The organism is Pseudomonas sp. NY15364 (assembly GCF_048068235.1).
Taxonomy (GTDB): Bacteria; Pseudomonadota; Gammaproteobacteria; order Pseudomonadales; family Pseudomonadaceae; genus Aquipseudomonas; species Aquipseudomonas mendocina_D.
In genome coordinates, this window is sequence record NZ_JBLUPX010000017.1 from 1 (window position 1) to 14,220 (window position 14,220).

The following is a 14,220-nucleotide window of genomic DNA, read 5'->3' on the forward strand; positions in this document are numbered from 1 at the left end:
GTTGCAGGCATCGACATGCTCCAGCAGCATTTGCCAGACCGTCGGCACACCGAGCGCAATGGTGACCTGCTCCTGCTCGATCAGCTGGTACACAGAGCGCCCGTCCAGCGCTGGCCCGGGCAGAACCAGTTTGCAGCCGGCCATCGCCGTGCAGTAAGGCGTCCCCCAGCCGTTGACGTGAAACATAGGCACCACCGGCATCACCACATCCTGCGGGCCGATACCCAGCGCACTGGGTGTGTTCAGGCTCAGGCTGTGCAGCAGGGTCGATCGGTGGGAATACAGCGCGCCCTTGGGATTGCCGGTGGTACCGCTGGTGTAACACAGGCTCGAAGCAGCCTGCTCATCGAACTGCGGCCAGCTGTACTGGCCACTGAACGCAGCCAGCAGTGTCTCGTAGCTGAGCACGCCGGGCATGTCCTCGAGCCGGTCGACGGCCCCCTGCTCGCCCAGCAGCACCCAGAAGCGCACTTGCGGCACCAGCGGCTGCAGGGTACGCACCAGGTCGCTGAAGCTGGCGTCGAAAAACACCACCTCGTCTTCGGCGTGCTCGAGCATCCAGGCCACCTGCGAGGCATGTAGGCGCGGGTTGATGGTATGCAGCACGCGCTGCGAACCACTGACCCCGTAGTACAGCTCCAGGTGGCGGTAGCCATTCCAGGCGATACTCGCCACCCGGCTGCCCACCGCCAGCGCCCAGTTGTCGAGCACCATGGCCAGTTGCCGGGAACGCTGTGCGACATCCGCCCAGGTGTAGCGATGAATATCGCCCTCGACACGCCGCGACACCACCTCAACGCCAGCGCTGTAACGCTCTGCGTATTCCAGCAGCGATGAGATAAGCAGTGGCTTGTGCTGCATCAATCCGTTCACGGCCTGGCCTCCCGCATCACTGAATGACTTGGCTGATGACGACGACCGGGATGATGTCGGTGTAGTTGGTGCGGTCTGCTCCCAACACCTTACCCTCGGCGCCCATGGCCGCCTTGAAGCTGTCGACGTCGCTAAAGAACATGTGCGCGGCCGCGACGCTGGCCGCCAGCTTGCCGCTCGGATCGGCCAGGGCCTGATCGATCTCCAGCTTCAGCAGACCGCGTTCGGCCAGACGGTCACGGATCAGTTGGGCGTGGGTGTTCTGGTAGTACGCGTGGTCGAAGCTGTAGCCTTCGTGTGGAGGGTAGGAAACGGTTACGCGGATCATGGTGTGCTCCTGATAAGGTGGGTCAATTCGTTGGATCAAGCGAGGGTGCGCAGTTCGCGGAACAGGTCTCGGCCCAGCGCGGCCGATGCCGCCAGCAGCCCACCGACCATGGCGCCGCTGACGCCGCCCATAGCGACATCCTGGCCGGTGAAGAACAGCCCCTTGACCGGGCTGAAGGCACGGGTCCAGCGCTGCTTGTAACGCTCCGGCGTCGGTGCGAAGGACATGAAATCCCCGCGCACACGGCCAAGGAAATCATTGAAGCTGACCGGAGTGGCCAGCTCGGTATGCGCCACATGCCCCCGTGCCTTGGGATAGAAACGATAGACCTGCTCCAGCATTTCTTCAGTCAGACGCGCTTTCAACGCCTCGTATTCGTCACCGCGGTGCTTCCATTGGGTACCGGTGAACGGCTGCCACAGGTTCCAGTCGGTGAAGCTGCAGATGTCCATGGTGCTACGCCCCGGATAGCGCTGAGGCCAGGTCGGGTCCTTGGCCGACGGCTGCGAGATGAAGTGCAGCGGCATCGGTCGGTTGGCCGAATCCTCAATGTAGTGGTGCCAGTCTTCGGTCTGCCTGGCGCTCTGGTGAATCCAGATATTGGCCGGACCGATATCCAGATCCGCGTTGCTGGCATCCAGGCCGACGTTGAGCACCACCGCCGGCAGGGTGCTGGGCATCGACTGCGCCTTGTCATTGATCTGGGCGAGCTCGGCGTTGTCGCTCGGCAGCATGCTCAGCGTCTGCCGGATGCCGATACCGCTGATGACCTGCCGCGCCTCGTGTACCTCGCCACCGGCCATACGCACGCCGGCCACCTTGCCACCGCGCTCGATCACTTCGACCACATCGGCACCGGCTAGCACCATGCCGCCGGCACTGCGAATGGTCTCGGTGATCTGGTCAGCGATGACCTGGGCGCCGCCGATGGGATAACTGGCACCATCGAGGTAGTGGCGGATGACCGCTGCGTGCACCGAGAACGATGCCACGCTGGGCAGGCTGGCGTAGTCGCCGAAATGGCCGCACAGCACGGCGATCAGCGTCTCGTTGCTGGTGATTGAACGCAACACCTCCAGGGTGGTTTTCTCCGCCAGCGGCATGAAACGCGGTGCAACCTGCTCGAAGGCCTGATCCGCGAAGGCGCCCGGCATGGCCCGCACGGCGAGGAATTCACCTGCCGGCCGGCTGGCTTCGTTGACGAGTTCAATGTAACGGTCGATGGCGTCGGCTTCTTCGGGGAAGTACTGCTTCATCCGCTCCTTGAACGCGGCGCTGCCGGAGCAGTACTCGTACAGTTCGTCCCCCACGGCGATCTTGTTATAGATCTCCGGCATCTTGTGCCACTTCAGCTCATTGCGCGTGACCTTGTTGAACAGGCTCAGCAAGGTACCGGGGCGATGAACTTCTCCGATGTAATGCAGGCCTACGTCCCACTCGAAGCCTGGGCGCTTGAACACCTGCAGACAACCGCCGATGACGGCGTGACGTTCGAGAACCAATACCTTCTTGCCATCCAGCACCAGCAGTGCGGCGGCGGTCAGCCCGCCGGCACCGGAGCCGATGACGATGGCATCGAATTGGGTTTGCAGATCACCGCGCGCGAGCGCGCGCTTATAGCTTGAGTCAGCAGCACTGTTCATTGTTGTTTTCCTGGCTGGGGGTGGAGAAGCGGCTGAGCGATCGGCTCACTTATGCAGGGGAGCCGAACAAACCGGGGCCTGCCAGCGATGCACCACCGTCGACAGGCAACACCACGCCTGTCACGTAATCGCATATCGAAGAACTGAGCATGACGGCGACCTTGGCCACCGAGGTGAGATCGCCGTAGCGCCGCAGCGGCAGGTTGCGAATCACCGCCTCGCGCGATTCGCGTGTTGGTGTCAGGCGCGCCATACCTTCCGTGCCGTCGATGGGTCCGGGGACGATCGAGTTGACGCGGATGCCCTCTGGCCCCCACTCCATGGCGAGTACACGGGTGAGCATGTCGACCCCGGCCTTGGCCGCGCACACGTGCGCCTGCAATGGCGTGGCGATGGATGCCTGCGGCGCGGAGATGTTGATGATGGAAGCGCCTGGCTTGGTCAGGAAGGGATAAGCCGCGCGCAAGACATGGAAACTGCCGAGCAGATCGATATCCATCACGCTCTTGAAACCGTTGGGGGACATCATGGCGGCCGGGGCCACGAAGTTACCGGCAGCGCCCGAACACAGCACATCGATACCGCCCCAGGCCTCTGCTGTAGCCGCCATCGCCTCCTGAACGCTGGCCATATCACGCACATCACCGACGAAGCCGAGCACTTCAGCGCCCAGTGTCCGCAGGCTGGCAACTGCGCCATCGCCCCGCTCGGGCGAGCGACTGAAGACAGCCACGCGTGCGCCCGCAGTGGCAAAGGCCTGGGCGATCCCCAGATTGATGCCGCTTGTTCCACCGGCGACGAACACCGCTTTACCGATGAATTCGCTCTTATCCAGCATAGGTATTACTCCCGCCTGTAAGTCGCTTACTGTTATTGGCGAGGACTAGGCTAGGAGCTGCGAAGATGGCAGTCTGTCAAAAATTTGATTTTTGATTTCTCGCCATGGGCACACTGACTGACCCCCATAACCTGCTGACCGTACTGGAGAAGGATGAGTGGTTTTCGTCCTGCGCGAGCGAACTGAAGCAGGCTTTGGTTCGTGATGCCAAGCTCCACAACTACGCCGCAGGAGAGGCGCTTTACCGCGAAGGCGAGAGCGCCCGCTATGCCCTGTTCTGCGTGATCGACGGTGCCGTACAACTGACCAACGCTCTTCATGACGGCACCCCTTCCCTGCTGGTGTATCTGCAGCCTTACCACTGGTTCGGCGATATCGCCCTGATCGACGGCGGGCCGTACATTCGAGACGCGATCGCTGACATGGACACACAGATCCTCTGTGTGCCGATCCAATCCTTCAGTCATTGGCTGGACGAGCATCCCAAGTACTGGCGTGATATCGCGCGGCTCAGCATCAACAAGCTGCGGGTGGCCTATCAGGTGATTGGCGAACCGGGGGCGTTACATCACCGGCTGGCCAGACGGCTGTGGCTGATGGCGCAAGGATTTGGCTCCCGCACGCAGAATCCCTCGCTGCAGCTCGTCGTGTCTCAGGAGCACCTGGCGCAAATGATGGGCAGCACGCGCCAGAGCATCAACGCCGCGCTGGCCAAGCTGGAGGGCCTGGGGCTAGTCGGTCAGGGCTACAAGTCAATCGAGGTGCATGATCTGCAGAGCCTGCTCAACCATGCCAATCACTTGGATGTTGGCGACTCATCAGGGCGTTCCTGAGACAATCACTCCTGCGCACTCTGCCGCTGCCAGAGACTGGGTGAACAGCCGGTCCAGCGACTGAAGGCACGGGAGAAACTGGCAGCCTCGGCATATCCAAGGCGTTGGGCGATGCTGTTCAAATCCATTCGCGAATCAGCCAGCAGGCGCTTGGCGAGCTGCTTTTTGACGTGCTCGTTGAGCAACTGGAACGAATGCCCTTCGAGCGCAAGGCGACGGTGCAAAGTGCGCTCAGAGATGCCGATACGTTCAGCCACCACACGGCACGAAAGCAGTCGTTCCGATTGCGCGATGATCACGCGTTGCACCTGGCGGGCGGTGGGGGTCTTGGCCAATCGGTTCGATATTTCCCTGCATTGCACCTCACACAGATGCTCACCTGCGAGCTGCGCATCGATATGCGCCTGCGGCAGCGGACTCGACAGATCCCTGGCGGAAAGCAGAACGCCGTTACGCTCAGCGGAAAGCGTCAATGGGTGAGGGAAAACCGACTGCCTAACGGCCATATCGCCAGGCTCATGCGAAGTCATCTCCACGGCCAGGGGGATCAATGGCCGTTTCAGCAGTTCCGAGCCAATGTTCAAACAGGCTGAAATACCCCGTTCGACGACAAAGGTGCAGGCATCTCTGGGCAAGACACTTGTGTCGAATATCAGCCATGTGCCGCGCCGCTCAGGTTCGAAACGCACGGGGCAAAGCGCCACCGCCATCGTCTGAAATCGACTGAACGAGCCGAACGCCTCTTCCAGGGTACGGCTCGCTAGCATGGTAAAACCGAGCATCCCGAGAGAGGTCAGGTGGTAGCTGTCTCCTGTCATGAAGCCCAGTCCGGGACGATTGCTGTGTTCGAGCAAATTGCGAATGACGGCAAGCTCCTGCCAGGCCTCTATCTGCGCAGTAGCGGACTGCAGATCAGCAGGTGCAACAGCACAGCCTTTCAAGCAACTGGCCATCTCCACGCCCGCGGCCTGAGCTGTGTTGAGAAGATAACGAACCCCCGTAAGGGGGCGCTTCTGTCGCCAATCCATCACCCTGATTCCCGCGCTGCATACACCTGACGAGGATGGCAGAAACTATCATGAAGTGGCAGTAATTATCATGGAACCAGCAATACCCTCGCCCCATGCTGCCAACACCTCAACCGCTGAGATAACAACAAAATGAGCGAGTTCATCTACACGTTGCCTGACAGCAATCCACTAACCCGTTACGAGCATTTCCATGCGCTGCCTGCGACTGGCGCCTTGGGTGCCGATGTTGAAGGGGTTGATCTGCGAACCCTGGGCGCTGAAGGCTATACCGAACTGCGCCAAGCCCTGCTGCGGCACAAGGTACTGTTCATACGTGGACAAGTGCTGAGCGTCAGCGACCTGGAAAACGTAACCGAACAATTTGGCGAGTTCGGCCTTGAGCCCTACGTCACCTGCATGCAGGAACACCCGCATGTCGTACATGTCGTCAAGGAAGCGACTGAAAAAGCACCTTTTGTTTTCGGCGGTGCCTGGCACACCGACTGGACGTTCCAGGAACGCCCGCCGGCTTTCACCCTTCTGTATGGCCATGATATACCGCCTTATGGCGGCGACACCTGCTTCGCCAACCTTGCGCTAGCCTATGAGTGGCTGTCTCCTGGTATGCAGGCTTTGCTGGAAAGGCTGGATGCCAGACATAGCCCCGAACGCGCCTATGGCACAAACGCCAACCACAATGCGCTGTTGGAAAATATGCAAATTCGCTATGGCCAGGACACCTCCGATGAGATCCGCACGCACCCGCTGGTCATCCGCCATCCAGAAACCGGCAAGAAGGTGCTTTTCATCAATCCCGCTTATACCTGTGGCATTGAGGGGCTCCGAGACGCTGAAGCACAGCCACTGCTCAACTATCTGTTCAACCTGGCGGTGTCGCCAGCCTTCACTTGCCGCATGAAATGGCGACCGGGCACTCTGGCCATCTGGGACAATCGGAGCACATGGCACATGCCTGTCTCTGACTATCATGGCATGCGCCGAGAAATGTTCCGCACGACCGTGAGGGGGGAAAAACCATCACGTTAGAAGGGGATTCCTGCGCAGCTCTTGGCCAGTAACTCGCGCACCCAACGGTGCCCCGGGTCTTCATGTGTCCTGGGGTGCCAGACCAGAGTCTTGGTAAAGCCCTTCACCTCAAGCGGCGGCACCAGTCGTACCAGGCCCGCGGTGCCCTCTAGCAGCCGGCTAGGCACCAGCGCCATCAGATCACTGGTGCGAATGATGTCGAGCAGCATGACAAAGCTGGGTACCGATACTTTAACTTGCCGGCTGCGCCCCAGCTTGGCCAGGGCTTGATCGGTCGCCCCATGGAAGCCACCGCCACGCAGCGAAACGATGGCATGTTCCAGTGAGCAGAACGTATCCAGATCCATATCTGCGGTAGCATGTGGATGGTCTTCGCGCAGGATGCAGGCGTAATGTTCCTCGAACAGGTTACGGCTGTGCAGCTCTGGCGCAGTGCTCTGTGGGGTCAGCAGGGCCAGATCAAGCTGGCCACGCTCCATCCTTTCCGCAACAGACGACTCTTCCAGTTGCAATACCGCGACGCGAATACCCGGGGCAAGCGGTCGCAATGCGGTGACGAAAGGCACGACTACGGCACGCAGGGCGTAATCAGTCGCGGCGACACTGAGGGTGAAATCGGCACTGGCGGGGTCGAACACCTGCGGCGTGAGAATCTGCTGAATTTCAGCCAACACCTGCTTGATCGGAGCGGCCAGTTCGAGCGCGCGCGGTGTCGGCGCGATGCCGCGCTGAACCCTCACGAACAAGGGGTCGCCAAAGCTGTCGCGCAGGCGGTTGAGAATCCCACTCACGGCTGGCTGGGTCAGCGATAACCGCTCGGCAGCTCGGGTGACGCTGCGTTCGTCTATCAGCGCGTCGAATGCTTTGAGCAGGTTCAGATCAAGGGTGCGAAGGTTCATAGGCAGTGCCTTTCAATGGGCGTACGGCGTTAACTAGGCAAATACCGAAACGCCCTGCTACCGTCAGGGCGTTGCCGTTCAGTTTGGCTGGTAACGCTCCAGCCAGTGGGCATAGGGCGCGGGTAGCACCCAAGTCGGTCGCTCGATCTCTAGCGCCTGCGCCGCTTGCAGCGGCCAATGTGGGTTGCCCAGCAAACGCCTGCCGACCATCACCAGATCCATCTGCTCACCGGCTATGACCGCCTCACCCAGTTGTGGGGTGTCAATCCCCCACGAGGATGCCACGGGTAGCTCTGCTTCGCGACGAACGCGCTCGGCAATCGGGGCGAGAAAAGCCGGCCCCCATGGAATAGACGTTTCGGCGATGGTGAAGTTTACGCTGACATTCAGTAAATCCAGTCCGCCCTGACGCATTAGCCGCACCAGATCGATAGACTCGGCCAACGTCTGCTCGTCGCGACCGTCGTATTCGATCACTCCGAAACGGGCGGTAAGCGGCAGATTCTCCGGCCACACCTGACGAACCGCCGCCAGAGTTTCCAAAAGGAACCGGGCACGTCCGGAGAAATCCCCACCGTACTGATCGTTTCGCTGATTGCTATGGGCAGAGAAGAAACTCTGCGCCAGGTAGCCATGGGCGAAATGCAATTCAAGCCACTGGAAACCAGCATCGCGAGCCCGCACCGCTGCGGCCACAAAATCCCCTTTTACCCGCTCGATGTCATCGAGTGTCATGGCCTTGGGAACTTTGGGCAAATGATGACCAAAAGCAAGTGCGGACGGCGCTAGGGTCTGCCAGCCACGTGGATCTGTGTCAGCGATGTGGTCATCTCCGTCCCAGGGTCGATTGGCGCTTGCCTTGCGGCCGGCGTGGGCGATCTGAATACCCGGCACTGCACCGTAGCGCTTGATCGACGCCGCGATACGCGCCATGCCCTCGGTTTGCTGGTCGCTCCACAGCCCCGTGCAGGCAGGTGTGATTCGCCCTTCCGGTGACACCGCAGTGGCCTCGACGATCACCAGGCTTGCGCCACCACGCGCCAAGGCGGCGTAATGATCCCAATGCCATTCGTTGGTTAGGCCGTCGACAGCGCTGTACTGGCACATTGGGGGAATAGCGATTCGGTTACGTAAAGTGACGTCTTTGAGCGTAAAGGGAGAAAAAAGGGCCGACATTGCAAAACCTCTAGTCGATAAGAATCACGGGCTTGCCCGAGAAATCACGTTGGCGCAGTGCTTCCAGTTGTGCGGGAAGCTCTAAAAAATTAGCCCGGCGCAGAGGCTGGGCCTTGAGGCGTCCTTCGGCCAGTGACTGCAGCATCGCCTCACCAGCATGGACGAGCCGTGCCCAGTCCTGATCGTCGCCATGCGCATGCAGTGCCCCCAACGCCACCTCATGCAGCGACAGCGCACGGCCGAACGCCGGATTTGGCCACTGAGGCAGGCGGCCCTGGATGCAGACGATATGGCCGTTGGATCTAAGCGAAGGCACCAGCAATTCGGCATGCTCACTGCCGATGCAATCTATGACCGCGGCATAGCGCTGATGCGGCTGCCAGTCACGATCAGCCGACCACGGGCCAGCGATGCAATGGCTGGCGCCCAATTGTCGCAATGCATCGAAGTGGCGCGGGTTGCACAGCACGGTGACCTCGAGTTGACGCGCCACCGCCAGTTGCACCAGATAGCCGCCAACAGAACCACCGGCCCCCCCGATCAGAATCGAGGCGCCTGGTAGCGCGGGTAGCTTGTTCAACGCCTGCCAGGCGGTCAGCCCCGGGCAGGGCAACGCGGCTGCCAGCGCCAAATCCAGCTCATCCGGCACGCACATGAGTACGCGTTGGTTGAGCACGGTGTACTGCGCAAAACTACCCTCATGTGCCAGGCTCTGGTGGTAAGCCACCCGCTGGCCGATCCAGTTGCGATCGACACCCGCCCCTACCGCCTCCACAACCCCTGCGCCATCAACACCCGGCACCTTGCCCGGCGCCCAGTCGACCAGCTCGCCGGCCAGGACTTTCCAGTCAACCGGGTTGAGGCCAATAGCGACGTTACGCACCAGTACCTCATTGTCATTGAGGGGCGGAATGGACAGGCGCTCCTGGCGCAGGCTCATGGGGTCGGCGTGGCCCTGCCACGTCCAGGCCAGGTAATGCTCGGTTGCGTGCATACGATGCTCCTGAGGCGCGTAGTCGTGCTGGTGGCTTTGCGCGATCCGTTACTGGTAGGCGCCAGCTGAATAGGTCAGTTCATAGCTGTGGCTGTAGATCTCCAAGATGTTGCCAAACGGATCTTCCATGTAAACCATGCGGTAAGGTTTCTCGCCCGGGAAATACTCGCGAATCGGCATGCGTTGCTTGCCACCGGCGGCCACGATCTTTGCCGCCAGGCCTTCCACATCCGGATCCTGCACGCAGAAATGGAAGACACCGCCTTTCCAGTACTGGAACTCGGACGAGGGACGCTCAGCGTTGCGGAACTGGAAAATCTCCACACCGATGCGATCTCCGGTAGACAGATGCGCGATACGGAACGAGCCCCAGCCGGCGCCGAACACATCGGTGCACATCACACCAATAGCAGAGTCATCTTCGCTTATGGTGGTGGGTGGCATGATCAGATACCAGCCCAGTACCTCGGTATAGAACTTAACGGCAGCATCCAGGTCGGTCACCGACAGACCAATATGGGAAAAACTGCGGGGATAGGTCATTGACATAGCGATGACTCCATTGTGGTGAGAATGGAGACAGGCTAAAGCGCCATAGGCATAATTAAAATCATGCCTAAATTATCGGATTGATAAGTTATTGTTATGCTAAATCCGCAGTGGCTACGTACTTTCGCTCACCTCGTGGAGCTGGGAAATTTCACTCGCACGGCAGAGCGTTTGGATCTAACCCAAGCAGCGGTCAGCCAGCACATCCGTCACCTGGAAGAAAAGCTCGGCCCGTTGCTGATCCGCCGGCCACGCAAGATAGACATCACTCCTGCCGGCAAGGCGTTGCTCGATTATTGCGCGGAGCTGCTGCAGGCCGAGCAGCGTCTGCAATTAAAGCTGGACGGAGCCGACGCGGCACATGGCGATGTGAGCTTGATCAGCCCTGGCAGCATTGGCCTGGCCATCTACCCACTGCTGCTGGATTTACAGCAGAGCACACCTGGGCTGGTGATCCGTCATCGGTTTGCGCCTGACAGCGAAGTACTGAACAGCGTACTGGAAAACCGTTACGAACTTGGCATCGTCAGCCTCAAGCCTGACGATCCGCGTCTGCAGAGCAGCCTCTTTAGTAAAGAACCGCTGGAACTGGTTGTACCTGCCAGCGCACAGGTCAGTCAGTGGCAGGATCTGCAGCGTCTGGGGCTTATCGACCACCCCGACGGCAGGGCCATGGCCGGTCGCCTGCTGAGTCGGCAATTTCCTGGCAATCCTGGTATCCAGAGCCTACCAGTGCATGGATTCAGCAACCAGATTGGTCTTATCCTCGAGCCAGTCGCGCGTGGGCTGGGCTTTACCGTGCTGCCGCGCTATGCACGCAAGGCTTTCACCCGCCAGCACGAGATCCGCGTGCTCGAGTGTGGCACCCCGGTGGTTGACATGCTATGGCTGATTCACCGCGCCGAATGGCCGCTGTCTGCGCGTGCACTCCGCGCGCTCGATTTTTTGCAAGACCGAATCAAATCAAGCATCTGACGCCGAATCAGCTTCCCCGCCAAGGCTCGATCTGACCCGTTGCAGAAGCTCTATCAGCTTTTGCTGCTCCTGATCAGATAGACGCTCAACCGCCACCTCGTTCAGATGTTGGCCCTGGCGTTTCAATGATTCATGTACGGCTTGCCCTGCCTCCGTCAGGTGCAGTCGGATACTGCGGCGGTCAGCCCCGTCCACATCACCGTGCAGCAGTGCCTTGTCCCGCAACGCCTTGATAAGACGGGCTAACTGGGCCTTGTCGCGCCCGGTGCGCTGGACGAGCTCACGCAAGGTCGAGCCTGGGTGGGCTGAGAAAAAACCCAGCACCTTGTTTTCCATATGCGTCAGGTCATAAGGGCCATCGCGCAGCACACGATACTGCTGGGCGCGATAGAGGTGCATGACACTATGGATGGATTCAAAGACGGCATCGGCTAATCGGTCGGTCATATTGTTGACTTTATCAACTATGTGTTTTTAATATAGTTGATATTATCAACCATGACCCCTGAGGGCTAGTCATGAATGCACCCGTAAGTCGCATCAAACGCGTACGCCACGAACTACGCCGTCGTGAAGTGAAGGTATGCCGCATCGAGCAGATCGGCAGTCACTTCGTCAGTATCACCTTCAGCGGGGACGACCTCGTTGACTTCAAGTCAGAGTCATTCGATGACCACATCAAATTCATGTTTGAAGATGCTGCCGGCAATCTGGTGCGTCGGGACTACACACCTCGCCACTTTGATCCCGTCAAACGTGAGCTGACGATCGAGTTCGCTCTGCACGGCTCAGGTGGCGCATGCAACTGGGCCAAGCAGGCCACTCTGGGCAAGGAAGCCATAATCGGAGGTCCGCGCGGATCCTTGATTATCCCCATGGACTATGAGTGGCAGCTGATGATTGGCGATTCGACCGCATTACCTGCCATCTCACGACGACTGGAGGAGTTACCGGCCGGTAGTCGTGTCCAGGCGCTGCTGCTTGCAGAAGCAGAGTCAGACCTTCACGAGTTTCAAACAGCAGCGCATCTGGATGTGCAGTGGTTCAACAGCGACGAAGTGCTGCTGGCCACCCTTTCCAACCTGCTATTGCCTACAGGTGAAGGCTTCGCTTGGGCTGCAGGCGAGGCAAGCTTGATGAAAGCTGTGCGTAGAGTGTTAGTAGAAGAGAAAAAACATCCTAAAGAAGGTATGCGCATCGCCGCTTACTGGCGTCATGGAGCAGAAGGTTTTCATGAAGAACTAACTGACTCAGACAGCCGAGCCCCCAGAAATTCGGAAAACACATAATGACCCACGTAAGTTTGGTTTTATCCTGCCTGCTCGTCAGTCTTGCCAGTATCACGGCCAGCGCCTCGACCCCGGAACAGTTGGACGCCATTACGCCGGTACGCAGTTGTGAATCCCTGACCGCAATCGATCTGACAGGTATCGCCGGCACGGGCAGCAAGTTGACCCAAGCCATAAGCACGAATCAAGAGGGCAAAAAGCAGTGCGTCGTAGAGGGGCATCTCAGCCCGAGCATCACATTTAATCTGATTCTTCCGGAGCAGGGCTGGACACAGCGCTATCTACAGGTTGGCTGTGGCGGACTCTGCGGACGCATTGGGCTGCAGGTCGGCGCGGCCGATGGCTGCGCACCGCTGAATGCGGGTGAGTTCGCCATGGCCGGTACCGATATGGGTCACCAGGATCAGGATGGAAGCTTTGGCCATGACCAGCAAAAACGTGCGGACTTCGCCCATCGTGCAGTGCACCTGACGGCGCTGGCGTCTGTCGCAGTGATCAAGGCGTTCTATGGGCGAGCACCGGCCTATCGTTACTTCACAGGCTGCTCTGATGGAGGGCGCGAGGCACTGGTGGAGGCTCAGCGCTATCCGGAGGATTTCGACGGCATTATCGCCGGGGCAGCCGCGCTCAACTTCCAGGTGCAGAACGGTTTCTATCACGCCTGGCAAGCCCGGGCTAACACCGGCGAGGATGGCAAGGCGATTCTCGTGGCCAGCCGCCTGCCGCTGTTGCACCAAGCCGTACTGAAACAGTGCGATGGCCTCGACGGCCTTGAAGATGGCTTACTGAGCGATCCCCGTGCCTGTCACTTCGATCCGCAAGAGCTGCAATGCAAGGACGGCCAGCAGGCCGAAACGTGCCTGAGCGCCGATGAAGTTAAGGCAGCAAAACAGCTCTATGACGGACCGAGAGATCCCAACACCAACGAGCGTCTGACCGCTGGTGGACCGCAGCCGGGTTCGGAACTGGGGTGGGCGGGGGTGTTCGTACCGCATGACCGTGATCAGCCGATCTTCAGCAAGATGATTGCGTTACAGGCTCTGCGCAACCTGATTTTCGATCCGGCGCCTGGCCCGGATTTCAGCCTGGACGATTTGCGCTTCGAGGCGAAAACCTTTGATCTGCTACGCGCTCGCCACCCGCTGTTCGACGCTACCAACCCAGATGTATCTGCATTTGCCGCCACAGGTGGCAAGCTGATCATCTGGCATGGATGGTCCGACCCGCATATTTCGCCGATCAACAGTATTGCCTATTACGAGGCGATGAAAGCGCAACTCGGAGAGACGCGCACCAACGACTTCAGCCGTCTTTACCTGCTGCCCGGCGTATATCACTGCTCCGGTGGTGAAGGTCCTGCAGAATTGGATCTGCTAACCCCCATGATGGCATGGGTGGAACAAGGGGCCGTCCCCGATGCAATCGTGACTCGCCAGGCCCCACCAAGAGACCGCCCAAACGGCTTTGGCGCACCTCTCGGGACACCTGACGCAGCGGGCAAGCCGCACTTTGGAGCTTCTGGAGAACGTCCGCCGATGATGCCGATGGGCGGGCCGCAGGATACCCCCGGCAGCAACCTGAACATTGGCCGCACTCGCCCGGTCTACCCCTACCCGCTCGTCGCGGCGTACAACGGCCAGGGTGATCCGCAAAAGGCAGAAAACTACAGGAGCAGTGCTCCGCTGGTGGTGACGCAACCGGTGCAGTGGCGAGGTACTGACTTCTTCGAACCCTATGTTTCTCCGCGACATTGAGAGTGAGGCGCC

At 59.8% G+C, this 14,220-nt stretch carries 15 protein-coding genes; 5 read left to right on the forward strand and 10 right to left on the reverse strand.

The window, feature by feature from the left end:
* The 4 genes from ACNFCJ_RS15050 to ACNFCJ_RS15065 all read right to left on the reverse strand — a co-directional run.
* Positions 1 to 873, reverse strand: an 873-nt coding sequence (locus ACNFCJ_RS15050) for an AMP-binding protein (protein ID WP_416772161.1), incomplete at its 3' end; no start/stop codon positions are given.
* Between the two features lie 16 nt (positions 874 to 889).
* Positions 890 to 1,201 (reverse strand): EthD family reductase, encoded by a 312-nt coding sequence (locus ACNFCJ_RS15055; RefSeq protein WP_416772163.1) that lies wholly within the window; start codon positions 1,199 to 1,201, stop codon positions 890 to 892.
* A 35-nt stretch (positions 1,202 to 1,236) separates the two neighbouring features.
* Entirely contained in the window at positions 1,237 to 2,844 is a 1,608-nt protein-coding gene (locus ACNFCJ_RS15060; RefSeq protein ID WP_416772164.1) for a phytoene desaturase family protein, read from the reverse strand.
* A gap of 49 nt (positions 2,845 to 2,893) precedes the next feature.
* Complete coding sequence (locus tag ACNFCJ_RS15065; RefSeq protein WP_416772166.1) at positions 2,894 to 3,682, reverse strand: SDR family oxidoreductase; 789 nt, start codon at positions 3,680 to 3,682, stop codon at positions 2,894 to 2,896.
* 104 nt (positions 3,683 to 3,786) lie between these two features.
* On the opposite strand from ACNFCJ_RS15065, the gene ACNFCJ_RS15070 reads away from it, so the two are divergent.
* Positions 3,787 to 4,515 (forward strand): Crp/Fnr family transcriptional regulator, encoded by a 729-nt coding sequence (locus tag ACNFCJ_RS15070; RefSeq protein ID WP_416772167.1) that lies wholly within the window; start codon positions 3,787 to 3,789, stop codon positions 4,513 to 4,515.
* A gap of 5 nt (positions 4,516 to 4,520) precedes the next feature.
* Here the strand turns inward: ACNFCJ_RS15070 and ACNFCJ_RS15075 are convergent, their stop codons facing one another.
* On the reverse strand, positions 4,521 to 5,543 hold the full coding sequence (locus tag ACNFCJ_RS15075) for an AraC family transcriptional regulator (protein WP_416772169.1): 1,023 nt from the start codon (positions 5,541 to 5,543) through the stop codon (positions 4,521 to 4,523).
* A gap of 132 nt (positions 5,544 to 5,675) precedes the next feature.
* Between ACNFCJ_RS15075 and ACNFCJ_RS15080 the strand changes: the two genes are divergently transcribed.
* The gene (locus ACNFCJ_RS15080; RefSeq protein WP_416772170.1) at positions 5,676 to 6,572 is read left to right on the forward strand and encodes a TauD/TfdA dioxygenase family protein; all 897 of its coding nucleotides are present in this window, start codon (positions 5,676 to 5,678) and stop codon (positions 6,570 to 6,572) included.
* Here ACNFCJ_RS15080 and ACNFCJ_RS15085 read toward each other — a convergent pair.
* The 4 genes from ACNFCJ_RS15085 to ACNFCJ_RS15100 form a co-directional block, all read right to left on the reverse strand.
* Positions 6,569 to 7,471: a LysR family transcriptional regulator gene (locus ACNFCJ_RS15085; protein ID WP_416772172.1), complete on the reverse strand. Its 903-nt coding sequence runs from the start codon at positions 7,469 to 7,471 to the stop codon at positions 6,569 to 6,571. The two genes, ACNFCJ_RS15080 and ACNFCJ_RS15085, sit on opposite strands and share 4 nt — an antisense overlap.
* Positions 7,472 to 7,549: 78 nt before the next feature.
* On the reverse strand, positions 7,550 to 8,647 hold the full coding sequence (locus ACNFCJ_RS15090) for an NADH:flavin oxidoreductase/NADH oxidase (RefSeq protein WP_416772173.1): 1,098 nt from the start codon (positions 8,645 to 8,647) through the stop codon (positions 7,550 to 7,552).
* Positions 8,648 to 8,657: 10 nt separating this feature from the next.
* Positions 8,658 to 9,641 (reverse strand): zinc-binding dehydrogenase, encoded by a 984-nt coding sequence (locus tag ACNFCJ_RS15095; protein ID WP_416772175.1) that lies wholly within the window; start codon positions 9,639 to 9,641, stop codon positions 8,658 to 8,660.
* A gap of 48 nt (positions 9,642 to 9,689) precedes the next feature.
* The gene (locus tag ACNFCJ_RS15100; protein WP_416772176.1) at positions 9,690 to 10,190 is read right to left on the reverse strand and encodes a lactoylglutathione lyase family protein; all 501 of its coding nucleotides are present in this window, start codon (positions 10,188 to 10,190) and stop codon (positions 9,690 to 9,692) included.
* A gap of 96 nt (positions 10,191 to 10,286) precedes the next feature.
* On the opposite strand from ACNFCJ_RS15100, the gene ACNFCJ_RS15105 reads away from it, so the two are divergent.
* A complete protein-coding gene (locus ACNFCJ_RS15105; protein ID WP_416772177.1) occupies positions 10,287 to 11,165 on the forward strand; it encodes a LysR family transcriptional regulator in 879 nt (292 codons plus the stop codon).
* On the opposite strand, the gene ACNFCJ_RS15110 is transcribed toward ACNFCJ_RS15105, so the two are convergent.
* Positions 11,154 to 11,612, reverse strand: coding sequence for a MarR family winged helix-turn-helix transcriptional regulator (locus ACNFCJ_RS15110; RefSeq protein WP_416772179.1), 459 nt, complete (start codon positions 11,610 to 11,612; stop codon positions 11,154 to 11,156). The genes ACNFCJ_RS15105 and ACNFCJ_RS15110 overlap by 12 nt on opposite strands.
* A gap of 71 nt (positions 11,613 to 11,683) precedes the next feature.
* Here ACNFCJ_RS15110 and ACNFCJ_RS15115 point away from each other — a divergent pair, with 71 nt between their 5' ends.
* Both ACNFCJ_RS15115 and ACNFCJ_RS15120 read left to right on the forward strand, forming a co-directional pair.
* Positions 11,684 to 12,454, forward strand: coding sequence for a siderophore-interacting protein (locus tag ACNFCJ_RS15115; RefSeq protein WP_416772180.1), 771 nt, complete (start codon positions 11,684 to 11,686; stop codon positions 12,452 to 12,454).
* Complete coding sequence (locus ACNFCJ_RS15120; protein ID WP_416772182.1) at positions 12,454 to 14,208, forward strand: tannase/feruloyl esterase family alpha/beta hydrolase; 1,755 nt, start codon at positions 12,454 to 12,456, stop codon at positions 14,206 to 14,208. The genes ACNFCJ_RS15115 and ACNFCJ_RS15120 overlap by 1 nt, the downstream gene beginning before the upstream one ends.
* The last annotated feature ends 12 nt before the right edge of the window (positions 14,209 to 14,220 follow it).